The 12,618-nt window shown below is 66.3% G+C and carries 15 protein-coding genes; 5 read left to right on the forward strand and 10 right to left on the reverse strand.

All coding sequences use genetic code 11. The annotated features are described in order from the left end of the window. Positions 1-116: 116 nt before the first annotated feature. The 5 genes from prcA to arc form a co-directional block, all read right to left on the reverse strand. A complete protein-coding gene (gene prcA, locus AC5Y49_RS01710; protein ID WP_499884090.1) occupies positions 117-863 on the reverse strand; it encodes a proteasome subunit alpha in 747 nt (248 codons plus the stop codon). Next, entirely contained in the window at positions 860-1,738 is an 879-nt protein-coding gene (gene prcB, locus AC5Y49_RS01715; protein WP_499884091.1) for a proteasome subunit beta, read from the reverse strand. Before prcB ends, prcA begins: the two co-directional genes overlap by 4 nt. After that, positions 1,735-1,929: a ubiquitin-like protein Pup gene (locus AC5Y49_RS01720; RefSeq protein WP_062540654.1), complete on the reverse strand. Its 195-nt coding sequence runs from the start codon at positions 1,927-1,929 to the stop codon at positions 1,735-1,737. The genes prcB and AC5Y49_RS01720 overlap by 4 nt, the downstream gene beginning before the upstream one ends. 106 nt (positions 1,930-2,035) lie before the next feature. Next, positions 2,036-3,544, reverse strand: coding sequence for a pup deamidase/depupylase (dop, locus tag AC5Y49_RS01725; protein WP_499884092.1), 1,509 nt, complete (start codon positions 3,542-3,544; stop codon positions 2,036-2,038). Positions 3,545-3,658: 114 nt separating this feature from the next. Then, positions 3,659-5,485 carry a proteasome ATPase gene (gene arc, locus AC5Y49_RS01730; protein ID WP_499884093.1) on the reverse strand — a complete coding sequence of 609 codons (1,827 nt, stop codon included), beginning with the start codon at positions 5,483-5,485 and terminating at the stop codon, positions 3,659-3,661. A gap of 143 nt (positions 5,486-5,628) precedes the next feature. Here arc and AC5Y49_RS01735 point away from each other — a divergent pair, with 143 nt between their 5' ends. From AC5Y49_RS01735 to AC5Y49_RS01745, 3 genes are read left to right on the forward strand one after another with little or no spacing between them, the layout of a single operon-like run. Then, the gene (locus AC5Y49_RS01735; RefSeq protein WP_499884615.1) at positions 5,629-6,132 is read left to right on the forward strand and encodes an MTB12 family secreted protein; all 504 of its coding nucleotides are present in this window, start codon (positions 5,629-5,631) and stop codon (positions 6,130-6,132) included. 15 nt (positions 6,133-6,147) lie between these two features. Next, positions 6,148-6,702 carry a lipoprotein LppK gene (gene lppK / locus AC5Y49_RS01740; RefSeq protein WP_499884094.1) on the forward strand — a complete coding sequence of 185 codons (555 nt, stop codon included), beginning with the start codon at positions 6,148-6,150 and terminating at the stop codon, positions 6,700-6,702. Between the two features lie 7 nt (positions 6,703-6,709). Further along, entirely contained in the window at positions 6,710-7,003 is a 294-nt protein-coding gene (locus tag AC5Y49_RS01745) for a DUF503 domain-containing protein (RefSeq protein WP_499884095.1), read from the forward strand. A gap of 6 nt (positions 7,004-7,009) precedes the next feature. Here AC5Y49_RS01745 and trmI read toward each other — a convergent pair whose 3' ends face one another. Next, positions 7,010-7,837 (reverse strand): tRNA (adenine(58)-N(1))-methyltransferase TrmI, encoded by an 828-nt coding sequence (gene trmI, locus AC5Y49_RS01750; protein ID WP_499884096.1) that lies wholly within the window; start codon positions 7,835-7,837, stop codon positions 7,010-7,012. 74 nt (positions 7,838-7,911) lie between these two features. Here trmI and AC5Y49_RS01755 point away from each other — a divergent pair, with 74 nt between their 5' ends. Next, complete coding sequence (locus AC5Y49_RS01755; RefSeq protein ID WP_499884097.1) at positions 7,912-8,790, forward strand: RecB family exonuclease; 879 nt, start codon at positions 7,912-7,914, stop codon at positions 8,788-8,790. Further along, positions 8,787-9,566, forward strand: coding sequence for a thioesterase family protein (locus AC5Y49_RS01760; RefSeq protein WP_499884098.1), 780 nt, complete (start codon positions 8,787-8,789; stop codon positions 9,564-9,566). The genes AC5Y49_RS01755 and AC5Y49_RS01760 overlap by 4 nt, the downstream gene beginning before the upstream one ends. 7 nt (positions 9,567-9,573) lie before the next feature. Here AC5Y49_RS01760 and AC5Y49_RS01765 read toward each other — a convergent pair whose 3' ends face one another. The 4 genes from AC5Y49_RS01765 to AC5Y49_RS01780 form a co-directional block, all read right to left on the reverse strand. Further along, positions 9,574-10,944 carry an FAD-containing oxidoreductase gene (locus AC5Y49_RS01765; protein ID WP_499884099.1) on the reverse strand — a complete coding sequence of 457 codons (1,371 nt, stop codon included), beginning with the start codon at positions 10,942-10,944 and terminating at the stop codon, positions 9,574-9,576. Further along, on the reverse strand, positions 10,941-11,420 hold the full coding sequence (locus AC5Y49_RS01770; RefSeq protein ID WP_499884100.1) for a DUF4126 family protein: 480 nt from the start codon (positions 11,418-11,420) through the stop codon (positions 10,941-10,943). The genes AC5Y49_RS01765 and AC5Y49_RS01770 overlap by 4 nt, the downstream gene beginning before the upstream one ends. Positions 11,421-11,488: 68 nt before the next feature. Beyond that, the gene (gene hisG / locus AC5Y49_RS01775) at positions 11,489-12,337 is read right to left on the reverse strand and encodes an ATP phosphoribosyltransferase (protein ID WP_499884101.1); all 849 of its coding nucleotides are present in this window, start codon (positions 12,335-12,337) and stop codon (positions 11,489-11,491) included. Continuing rightward, positions 12,337-12,618 (reverse strand): phosphoribosyl-ATP diphosphatase, encoded by a 282-nt coding sequence (locus AC5Y49_RS01780; RefSeq protein WP_499884102.1) that lies wholly within the window; start codon positions 12,616-12,618, stop codon positions 12,337-12,339. The genes hisG and AC5Y49_RS01780 overlap by 1 nt, the downstream gene beginning before the upstream one ends.

A 12,618-nucleotide genomic window follows, 5' to 3' on the forward strand; every position in this document is an offset into this window, starting at 1 on the left:
GGTGGGACATGCCGTCGCCGGGGCGCCGTAAGACCCAGGCGCCACACGGGCCACAGCTATACCGGCCGCAAACCATATGCCCTAGGTTTTAAAGCGATATCACCTGCGATATCACGCTAGCCGCCGTTCGGCTCCTCCGGCGACTTGTCCGACGCCGAATCCTCTTTCGGCAGCAGCCGTTCCAGCGCCGGGCCGGTGATCCGCCGAAACGCGCGACGCGGCCGACTGGCGTCGAGGATGGCAACCTCCAGCGTCGACACCCCGAGGGTGGGTTGGTCGCCGTTGGCGCTGCCGGCCCGCAGCGCGTCGACGGCTATCCGGACCGCGTCGGCCAGGTCGGCGTTTTCGGCATAGGAGTCCTTGAGCGCGGTGGTGATCGGCTCCGTCGTGCCGCCCATCACCACGTAATGCGGTTCGTCATTGATCGAGCCGTCGTAGGTGATCCGGTACAGCTCGGGCGCTTTGGTCTCGCCGTAGTGCGCGACCTCGGCCACACACAACTCGACCTCGTACGGCTTGGCCTGCTCGGTGAAGATCGTGCCCAGCGTCTGGGCGTAGACATTGGCCAACTGCCGGCCGGTGACGTCGCGGCGATCGTAGGCATAGCCGCGGGTGTCGGCGAACTGGATTCCACCGCGGCGCAGGTTGTCGAATTCGTTGAACTTTCCCGCCGCCGCGAAGGCGACCCGGTCATAGAGTTCGCTGATCTTCTGCAGTGACCGCGACGGGTTCTCGGCGACGAACAGCACACCACCGGAGTACGCCAGCGCCACCACGCTACGGCCTCGGGCGATGCCCTTGCGGGCGAGTTCGCTGCGCTCGCGCATCGCCTGCTCGGGCGAGATGAAGTAGGGAAAACTCACGCTTCACCCCGCTGCGCGTCAGGACCGAAAGTATCTGCGCGGGAACGGCTTTCGATAACCTGTCGGGCCAGCTCGGCGATGCGCGGCTCAGCTACGTCGACCGCTCCGTCAGCGTCGATGGTGACCGCGGTCGGGTAGATCCCGCGGACCAGGTCCGGGCCGCCGGTCGCCGAATCGTCGTCGGCGGCGTCGTAGAGCGCCTCGACGGCTACCCGCAACGCGGAGTCGGCGTCGCTCACCTGTGAGTAGAGCTTCTTCATCGACGACTTGGCGAAAATCGATCCGGAACCCACTGACTGGTAGCCCTCTTCTTCGAGGTTCCAGCCGCCCGCGGCGTCGAAGGACACGATGCGGCCCGCCTTCTCCGGGGCCGGGTCGTCGATGTCGTAGCCGGCCAGCAGCGGCAGCGCCACCAGACCCTGCAAGGCGGCCCCCAGGTTGCCGCGCACCATGGTCGCGAGCCGGTTGACCTTGCCCGCAAACGTCAGCGGGACGCCTTCCAGCTTCTCGTAGTGCTCGAGTTCGACCGCGTAGAGCCGGGCGAATTCGACGGCGATGGCCGCCGTGCCGGCGATGCCGGTCGCGGTGTATTCGTCGGTGATGTAGACCTTTTGTACATCCCGCCCGGCGATCATGTTGCCCTGCGTCGAGCGCCGGTCACCGGCGATGAGCACACCGCCGGGATATTTCAGCGCGACGATGGTCGTCCCGTGCGGCAATTGCCCGCTGGGCTCAGCCCCACCAGCGCCCATCGGCAACAACTCCGGCGCCTGACGACGCAGAAAATCAGCGAAAGACGACAGCTCTATAGGGCTAGCGGGGACTCCGGAAATTGCTGAGTTGGTGGCCAAGCGATCACGAAACGGCCAGGTCACTGGCCGCCCTTTTGGACGTATGCGCGCACGAAGTCTTCGGCGTTCTCTTCCAGAACGTCGTCGATTTCGTCGAGCAGATCGTCGGTTTCCTCGGTCAGCTTCTCGCGACGCTCTTGGCCCGCGGCCGTGCTGGCAGTCAGATCGTCGTCGTCTCCGCCGCCACCACCGCGCTTGGTCTGCTCTTGAGCCATCGCTGCCTCCTGCATCGTTATCGGCCGCGCAGTACACGGCGGCCGGTTTCTCCAGCCTACCGGTCGACCCCGGTCTTGCCGCGGCTAACCATGCTCACTGTCGGGCTCACGTCGTCAGTTGCTCCACCAGCTCCGCCGCGCTGTCCACCGAGTCCAACAACGCACCGACGTGGGCCTTGCTGCCGCGCAGCGGCTCCAGCGTCGGGATACGCACCAGCGAGTCACCACCCAGGTCGAAAATCACCGAGTCCCAACTGGCCGCGGCGATATCGGCCCCGAACCGCCGCAGACACTCACCGCGGAAGTAGGCCCGGGTATCGGTCGGCGGATTGTCCACCGCGCCCAGCACCTGCTGTTCGGTGACCAGCCGGCGCATCGAGCCGCGTGCCACCAACCGGTTGTACAGCCCCTTGTCCAGCCGGACATCGGAGTACTGCAGATCGACCAGATGCAACCGCGGCGCCGACCAGCTCAGATTTTCCCGGTGCCGGAATCCCTCGAGCAACCGCAGCTTGGCCGGCCAGTCGAGCAGGTCCGCACAATCCATCGGGTCGCGCTCGAGCTGGTCGAGGACTCCCGCCCAGGTTTGCACGACGTCGGCGGCGCGCGGATCCGGGTCACGGGAATCGACCAGCTTTGCGACCCGATCCAAGTAAATCCGTTGCAGCGCAAGCGCGGTCAGTTCACGTCCGTCGGCCAAGGCCACCGCGGTGCGCAGCGACGGGTCCCGGCTGATGGCGTGCACGGCATGTACCGGCCGCGCCAACGCCAGGTCAGTCAGGTCGATGCCGTGCTGGGGGCCCTCTTCGATGAGGTCGAGCACCAGCGCCGTGGTACCCAGCTTCAGGTAGGTCGACGTCTCGGCGAGGTTGGCGTCACCGATGATCACGTGCAGCCGGCGGTAGCGGTCGGCGTCGGCGTGCGGCTCGTCGCGGGTGTTGATGATGCCGCGTTTGAGCGTGGTCTCCAGCCCGACTTCGACCTCGATGTAGTCGGCCCGCTGGGACAGCTGGAAGCCGGGCTCGTCGCCGGCGGGCCCGATGCCGACCCGCCCGGAGCCGGTGACCACCTGGCGCGACACCAGAAACGGGGTCAGTCCGGCGATGACGGCGGAGAACGGTGTCTGCCGGCTCATCAGGTAGTTCTCGTGCGATCCGTACGAGGCGCCCTTGCCGTCGACGTTGTTCTTGTACAGCTGCAGCTTGGCCGCCCCGGGCACACTGGCGACGTGTCGGGCGGCGGCCTCCATCACCCGCTCGCCGGCCTTGTCCCAGATCACCGCGTCGAGCGGGTCGGTGCATTCGGGGGCGGAGTATTCCGGGTGCGCGTGGTCGACGTAGAGCCGCGCACCGTTGGTCAGGATCATGTTGGCGGCGCCGACCTCGTCGGCATCGACGACCGGCGGCGGCCCGGCCGAGCGACTCAGATCGAAGCCGCGGGCATCCCGCAGCGGCGACTCCACCTCGTAATCCCAGCGGGTCCGTTTGGCCCGCTGGATACCTGCGGCGGCGGCATAGGCCAGCACCGCCTGCGTGGAGGTCAGGATCGGGTTCGCAGTCGGGTCCGACGGCGACGATATGCCGTACTCGACCTCGGTCCCGATGATTCGTTGCATGCCCTAAAGACTAGGCGACGGCTCAGCGGGCGCTGACTTCGCCGCGAACGTGCGCAAACTACGGCTTTCGCGCGGCGTGTCGACCGGGGACACGCACGCTGACGCGAATGGTGACTACAGGTACTGGCCGAGGTTGGACTCGGTGTCGATAGCGCGGCTGGCGCTCGAACTCTTGCCGGTGACCAGGGTGCGGATGTAGACGATCCGCTCGCCCTTCTTGCCCGAGATCCGTGCCCAGTCATCGGGATTGGTGGTGTTGGGCAGGTCCTCGTTCTCGGCGAACTCGTCGACGATCGAGTCAAGCAGATGCTGGATGCGCAGGCCCGGTTGGCCCGTCTCCAGCACCGACTTGATCGCGTTCTTCTTGGCCCGGTCGACGACGTTCTGGATCATCGCTCCGGAGTTGAAGTCCTTGAAGTACATGACTTCTTTGTCGCCGTTGGCGTAGGTGACCTCCAAGAACCGGTTGTCGTCGATCTCGGCGTACATCCGGTCGACCACCTTCTCGATCATCGCCTTGATGCACAGCGAGCGGTCGCCGCCGAATTCGGCCAGATCGTCGGCGTGCACCGGCAGTTCCTCGGTGAGGTACTTGGAGAAAATGTCCTGTGCCGCTTCGGCGTCCGGGCGCTCGATCTTGATCTTCACATCAAGGCGTCCCGGTCGCAGGATCGCCGGGTCGATCATGTCCTCGCGGTTGGAGGCGCCGATCACGATGACGTTCTCCAGCCCCTCCACGCCGTCGATCTCACTCAGCAGCTGCGGGACAACCGTCGTTTCGACATCGGAGGAAACGCCGGTGCCGCGGGTACGGAAGATCGAGTCCATCTCGTCGAAGAACACGATCACCGGCGTGCCTTCGGACGCCTTCTCCCGGGCCCGCTGGAAGATCAGCCGGATGTGACGCTCGGTCTCGCCGACGAACTTGTTCAGCAGTTCGGGACCCTTGATGTTGAGGAAGTAGGACTTGGCTTCGCGCGCGTCGTCGCCGCGGACCTCGGCCATCTTCTTGGCCAGCGAATTGGCGACGGCTTTGGCGATCAGCGTTTTACCGCAACCGGGCGGGCCGTAGAGCAGCACGCCTTTGGGCGGGCGCAACGCGTACTCCTTGTAGAGCTCTTTGTGCAGGAACGGCAACTCCACCGCGTCGCGGATCTGCTCGATCTGACGAGTCAGACCACCGATGTCCTCGTAGCTGACGTCGGGCACCTCTTCGAGCACCAAGTCCTCGACCTCAGCCTTGGGGATGCGTTCGAACGCATACCCCGCCTTGGTATCGACCAGCAGTGAGTCGCCGGGGCGCAATTTGCGCGGACGGGTGTCGTCGTTGAGCGCGTCGGGGACGCCATCCGGCAAATCCGAGGCGACCAACGGTTCGGCTAGCCAGACAATGCGTTCCTCGTCGGCGTGGCCGACGACCAGGGCCCGGTGACCGTCACCCAGGATTTCCCGCAAGGTCGAGATCTCGCCGACCGATTCATAAGTCCCGGCCTCGACCACGGTCAGCGCTTCATTGAGGCGAAGTGTCTGGCCCTTCTTCAGCAATTTGACATCGATGTTGGGCGAGCATGTCAGGCGCATCTTGCGGCCCGAGGTGAACACGTCGACGGTCTCGTCGTCGTGGGTGGCCAACAGCACGCCGTAGCCGCTGGGCGGCTGCCCCAGCCGGTCGACTTCTTCACGCAGCGCAAGCAGTTGTTGGCGAGCTTCCTTGAGGGTTTCCATCAATTTGGAATTGCGCGCCGCAAGCGAGTCGATGCGCGCCTCGAGTTGATGCACATCGCGGGCGCTGCGCGCGGCGCTTTGCGGCCCGACAGCGTTGTCCAACTGTTCGCGCAAAATAGCCGCCTCCCGCCGCAACTCCTCCAGCTCGGCCGCATCCTCGCTGGACAAGTCGGGTTCGCGGGAGGCTTCGAACGCTTCGCGCTCTGACTCACCCATGTTGCGCTCCTTTCTCGCCCCGGAAGGAGGCGCGGCGGATACTTCAACGCTACCGGCGATTTCGGAATCATGCGGGATCTCGAAATAGGGCACACTGGCGCCGGAGTTAACATTTAGTTCGAGTCAGTCTGATCGAGAGGACAATCGTCACCGTGAAATCCCTAGCCACGGGTGTTGCCGCAGTCGCCGCAATCGGTGCGGCAGCCGCCGGTATGACTTTCAGTGCAGCCTTTACCGAGGCTGCGCCCCAGGTGCAACCGGTCGTGTTCGGCGCGCCGCTCCCGCTGGATCCCGCGGCTGACGTGCCGACTGCCGGCGAGTTGATCACCGTCCTCAACGAGCTGCAAAACCCCAGTGTTCCGTTCGCCGGCAAGGGCAACCTGGTCGAGGGCGGCGTCGGCGGGGTCGAGGGCCGTCTCGCTGACCGCCAATTGCAGAAGGCCGCCCAGCGTGGCTCCCTGCCGCTGTCATTCAATGTGGCGAATATCGCACCGGCCGGTCCGGGTGCCGCCTCGGCTGAGGTCACGGCCACCGGCCCGAACCTGGCGCCGACCACTCAGAACATCACCTTCGTCAACCAGGGCGGCTGGAAACTGTCCCGCGCGTCCGCCATGTCGCTGGTGCAGCAATTCCAGGCGGCGGGCTGACCGCTGCTGGATGCTTTGCCAGTCTCCAGGTACTTCGTCGCAGCTTTGAGCGCCGCCGCGATTGTGGCGGCGTTCGGGCTGTCGGGGTGTTCGGGCGCTGAACCTGACGCTGGTCCGTCCAGTTCCTCGTCGGCTGCCTCGACGCCGGCGTCGGCTCTGCTGACCTCGGAGGCCAAGGCGGTTGCTCCCGTGCCGCCGCCGGAGGCCCTCACCGATGTGCTGTACCGCCTTGCAGATCCCGGGGTCGCCGGTACGGACAAGCTGAACCTGGTCGAGGGCGCCACCCCCGACGATGCTGCGGCGCTGGACAAATTCGCCACCGCGCTACTGGACGGTGGATACGCCCCGATGACGTTCGAAGCCAGGGATATCGCGTGGTCGGACCGGAACCCAGCCGACGTGGTGGCCACCGTCGATGTCGGCACGCCGAATCCCGGTGCGGCCGGATTCTCGTTCCCGATGGAGTTCAAGCCCTATCAGGGGGGCTGGCAGTTGTCGCAGCGAACCGCGCAGATGTTGTTGACCTTCAGCGGATCTGCGCCCGCCCCGTCGTCGCCGCCAACTCCCTGAGCCGGCAATGTGGATCGGCTGGCTCGAGTTCGATCTGCTGCTCGGTGATGTGCGGTCACTCAAGCAGAAGCGCTCGGTGATCCGTCCGGTGGTGGCGGAGTTGCGTCGCAAGTTCAGCGTGTCGGCCGCCGAGACGGCGTCCCACGACCTGTACCGGCGGGCGGGTCTCGGCGTCGCCGTGGTGGGCGCCGACCGGAGCCATGTCACCGAGGTGCTCGATTCGGCCGAACGCCTGGTGGCCGCCCATTCCGAGTTCGAGCTGCTGTCGGTGCGCCGCGGCTTCTCGCGCAGTGACGACTAACCGGGCTTAACGCTTGCGGCGCAGTGGTGTTGGAGTCACGGTCCCGGGCGCCAGCCGGCGGGCCGAAACCAGGAACGCGGTATGGCCGCGCATGTTGTGCTGCGGCCGCACCGCCAGGCCGACGACGTTCCAGCCGCGCTGCATCGTTTCCCAGGCCCGCGGTTCGGTCCAGCACTGCTGCTCGCGCAGCGCCTCCACGGTCTTGGACAGCTGGGTGACGGTGGCGACATAGATCATCAGCACACCGCCGGCGACCAGTACCCGCGACACCGTCTCGAGCACATCCCACGGCGCCAGCATGTCGAGGACCACCCGGTCGATCGAACCGTCCGCCAGATCACAGTCCACCAGGTCGTCGACGATCAGCTGCCAGTTGTGCGGCGGGCTGCCGGCAAATGTCTCCACATTGCGGCGGGCGTGTTCGGCGTGGTCGGCACGCACCTCGTAGGAGATCAGCTCCCCGCCCGGGCCGACCGCGCGCAGCAGCGAACACGTCAGTGCGCCCGACCCGGCACCGGCCTCGAGCACTCGGGCGCCCGGAAAGATGTCACCCTCGTGCACGATCTGGGCGGCGTCTTTGGGGTAGACCACCTGCGCCCCGCGGGGCATCGACATCACGTAGTCGACCAGCAGCGGGCGCAACACCAGGAATTGGTCGCCATTGGCGGATTTGACCACGCTGCCTTCCGGCTGCCCGATCACCGCGTCGTGCGCGATCGCCCCGCGGTGTGTGTGGAATTCGCTGCCCGGGCTGAGCACCATCGTGTAGTGCCGGCCCTTGGCGTCGGTGAGCTGGACGCGGTCACCGACGGTGAACGGGCCGGTTGCGGACATAATCGCCTAGCCTGCCAGCAGACGCGCCGTCTTTGGTGGCGGGGGTTGTCGGCGCAGGCTCCTAAGCTGCTGCCATGACCGGCCATCCGGATGCGCCTCGATCGCGACCCGCGTTGTCCCCGTCGCGCGCGGCCGATTTCAAACAGTGCCCGCTGCTGTATCGGTTCCGGGCGATCGACCGGTTGCCCGAGCCGCCGTCCTCGGCGCAGCTGCGGGGGTCGGTCGTGCACGCCGCGCTGGAGCAGTTGTATGCGCTGCCGGCGCCGCAGCGCGTTCCGGAGACCGCCCAGTCGCTGGTGGGCCCGGCCTGGGACCAGGTGATCGCCGAGGAGCCCGGCCTGATCGACACCGTGGAGCCGGAGCAACGCAGCCAGCTTCTCGACGAGGCGCGCGCCTTGTTGTTGGGCTACTACCGGCTCGAAGACCCGACCCGGTTCGACCCGCAAAGCTGCGAGCAGCGCGTCGAGGTCGAATTGGCCGACGGCACGCTGCTGCGCGGATTCATCGACCGGATCGACGTCGCGCCTACGGGCGAGCTGCGGGTAGTCGACTACAAAACCGGAAAAGCGCCGCCGGAAGCGCGGGCCCTCGCCGAGTTCAAGGCACTGTTCCAGATGAAGTTCTACGCGGTCGCGCTGCTGCGTTCACGGGGCGTGCTGCCCACCCGGCTGCGACTGATCTACCTGGCAGATGGCCAGCTGCTGGACTACACGCCCGACGAGGACGAACTGCTGCGCTTCGAGAAGACGTTGATTGCGATTTGGCGGGCGATCCAATCAGCAGGGGCGACAGGCGATTTCCGGCCCCGGCCGTCGCGGCTGTGCGACTGGTGTGCACACCGCTCGCACTGCCCGGTCTACGGCGGCACACCGCCGCCCTACCCCGGCTGGCCAGAGCATCCCCACGAAGGTGATGCGGACGCTGTGCTGCACCGGGCAGACCCAGCCGCGTGATCGGCTGCCACTACCGTCGGCTCCCAACCGAAGCCGACGGTACGTTTGAATCCACCGACTTCACCCGCAGTAACTGGGCGCCCGACCTGCAACACGGGTCACCGCCACTGGCGCTGCTGACCAAGGCCATCGAAGAGCTAGTTGTCGACACGCCGTTGCGGATCGGCCGGCTCAACCTTGACATTCTCGGCGCCATCCCAGTGGCACCGGTGTCGGTGCGCGCCTGGATCGATCGGCCGGGAAAGCGAATCTCCTTGGTGGCGGCCGAAATGCGTGACGGTGGCGACCGGCCGGTGGCACGAGTGAGCGCGTGGGCACTGGCCCCCAGTGACACCGCCGACGTGGCCCGTGACCGCTACCCGCCGCTGGCCGAGGGGCCGGCCGAACCGCTGCCAGCGCACTGGTGGAACGTCGCGGGCTACCTGAAGTCGGTGGACTGGCGCCGACAACCCGACGATGCGGCCGGAGCGGCGGTGTGGTGGCTGCGCCCGCTGGTGCATGTCGTCGACGCCGAAGACACCACCCCGTTGCAGAACCTCGCCATGGTCGTCGATTCGGCCAACGGTGTCGGCGCGGCCCTGGACCCGCAGCGGTTCGTCTTCATGAACACCGACACCGTCGTGCATCTGCACCGGGCCCCGCGCGGAGCGGACTTCGGGCTGCGCGCCCGCGGTTCGATCGGGCCCGACGGCATCGGGGTCACCACCGCCGAGATCTTCGACCGCAGCGGGTTCATCGGTACCTCTGCCCAAACCCTGCTGGTGCAGCGACGCTGACGCCGAGCTATTGCAGCGGCGACATCTCCTGCAGCATCGTGGGTATCAACTCGCTGACTGTGGGGTGGATGTGCATCGTACGCGACAGCGTGGTGTAGGGCGCTTTGGCCGACATCACGTCCAGGATCGCGTGGATGCATTCATCCCCACCGACGCCGAGGATGGCGGCGCCCAGGATTTCATCGGTGTCTGCGTCGACGACAACCTTCATAAACCCTTGTGTCTCACCCTTTTCCACGGCACGTCCGACGCGGGTCATCGGCCGCCGGCCGGCCAGGACTCGCCGGCCCGACGTGCGCGCTTGCTCGGCGGTCATGCCGGCCCGTCCCAGTGGCGGGTCGATATAGAGCGCATAGGTGGTGATGCGATCGCTGACCCGGCGTGGGTCGCCGTCGAGCAGGTTGGCCGCAACGATCTCGAAGTCGTTGTAGGAGGTGTGGGTGAACGCGCCCTTGCCGTTACAGTCCCCCATCGCCCAGATGTGCTCGACGTTGGTTTTCAGCTGATCGTCGACCGTGATGTATCCGGCGTCATCGGTGCGCACACCGGCATGCTCCAGGCCGAGGTCGTTGGTGTTGGGTCGCCGGCCCACCGCCACCAGCAGATGACTGCCGGCGATCGGTGCCGCACCCTCGTAGGGTGTCAGCTCGAAACCGTTGCCGCGCTTGACCACGTGGATATCGTCGGCGTTGACGACGATGTCGATTCCGTCGGCTTCCAGGATTGTCCGAATCGCCGCAGAGATGTCTTCGTCTTCGCGTGACGCCACCCGGGGCCCCCTACAGGCGACGGTCACCCGGGCGCCGAAGCGGCGGTACATCTGCGCGAACTCCAGTGCAATGTAGCCACCGCCAATGATCACCAGATGCTCCGGCAGCGTGTCGAGATCGAGGATCGACGTGTTGGTGAGGAACTCGACATCCGAAAGCCCGGGGATGTTCGGCACCACCGCCCTACCGCCGACGTTGAGGAAGATCCGGTCGGCCTGCAAGGTGTCGTCATCGACGCGCAGCGTGTGTGGATCCTCGAACCGGGCATGGCCGCGGACAACGGTGCAGCCGTCCATCCCGTCCAGCCAGTCCTCGACGCCCTGGCGGTCGGCGAGCATGATGTGGTCTTTGCGCGCCTTGACTTTCGCCATGTCCACCGTGACGGTGCCGGCACCGAAACCGTAGTCGCCACCACGGCGAGCCAGCTGCGCCGCGTGCGCGCTGGCCACCAACGTCTTGGTGGGTATGCAGCCGGTGTTGACGCAGGTGCCGCCGATCAGCTTGCGCTCCACCACCGCAACGCGTTGGCCGGCGGCGGTCAACCGCCCGGCCAGCGGCGGGCCGGCCTGACCCGCACCTACCACTATGGCGTCGAAACGCGTTGTCACAGAACGGCCGTCATCGCCGCAATCGCGAATCCACCCAGCACCGCTACCGCGTCCTCTAGCAAGGCGACCGAGAGATCATGGCCGTGCGCCGCTGCCAGCCTGGTGCGTGCCTGATAACCGCCCAGGGTGCCCAGCACCGCGCCGATGATGCCGGCGCCCAGCCCGCCCCAGCGGTAGCCCCAGGCCGTGCCGATCACGGCGCCGGCGAAGGCGCCCAGGATAATTCGGGCAGCAAACGACATCACCGCGGTGCGACTCGGTGTCGAGGGAAGCTTGTCGGTGACCAGTTCGATGAGTGCGAGAATCGTCAGCACGGCAACGGTGATCGGATGGGCCAGCCACGACACCCAGGTGCCGTCCAAGTTGATCCATTGGAATACGGCGGCCCACGCGACCACGACGGGCGCCGTCAGGGCACGCAAACCGGCGACGACTCCGATCAACAGGGCAAGCAACAGGACAAGGGAATGCGTCACGGCAGCCCTCCTGGGCGGGATTAGTTAGCCGGACGCTAACACAGCAACGGCGCCGACGGCGGTCTACCTCAGAATCGGCAGAACCTGATGTCGGAGGCCAGAATGGCCTTGGCTCCGATGGCGGCCAGCCGGTCCATGGTGGCGTTGACGTCCCGGCGCGGAACCAGCGCGCGCACCGCCACCCAATCCGGGTCGGCCAGCGGGGCGATCGTCGGTGATTCCAGTCCCGGCGTGATCACCGTGGCGTCGTCCAGAACAGAACGCGGGCAGTCGTAGTCCAGCATCAGATATTGCTGTCCGAAAACGACCCCCTGCACGCGCGCCACCAGTTGATCACGGGCATTGCCGTCGTCCTCGGCGTCGGCTCGCTCGATGAGCACCGCCTCCGAATCACACAGCGGTTCACCGAAGGCCGCCAAATCATGCAAGCTCAGCGTCCGCCCTGATCCCACCACATCGGCGATGGCGTCTGCGACGCCGAGTTGCACCGAGATCTCCACCGCCCCATCGAGCCGGATCACGGTGGCATCAATGCCCCTGCCGGCCAAGTCCTTTCGTACCAGATTCGGGTAGGCGGTGGCGATGCGCCGGCCGGCAAGGTCGGCGATGGTCCAGTCCCGGCCGGCCGGGGCCGCGTAGCGGAAGCTCGAGGAGCCGAAACCCAGTGCCAGCCGCTCGCGCACCGGAGCCTGGGATTCGTTTGCCAAATCGCGGCCGGTGATCCCGAAGTCAAGCTCGCCAGAACCCACGTAGATGGCAATGTCTTTGGGCCGCAGGAAAAAGAACTCCACGTTGTTCACCGGGTCGAGGACCGTCAGGTCCTTGGGATCGGTGCGACGCCGATATCCGGCCTCGGCGAGGATCTCAGTGGCCGGCTCACTCAATGCTCCCTTGTTGGGAACCGCGACGCGCAGCATCACAACTTCCGGTACACGTCGTGCAGCGTCAGCCCGCGGGAGATCATCAACACCTGCGTCCAATACAGCAACTGGCTGATCTCCTCGGCGAGTGCGTCGTCGGGTTCGTGTTCCGCGGCCAACCAGACTTCGCCGGCCTCTTCCAGGATCTTCTTCCCCAGCGCGTGCACCCCACCGTCCAGTGCCGCCACCGTCGCACTGCCGGGCGGCCGGGTTCGGGCACGCTCACCGAGCTCGGCGAACAGATCCTCGAAACTCTTCACGGGCAGCGATTGTTTCAC

Source organism: Mycobacterium sp. NGS62 (assembly GCF_059812285.1).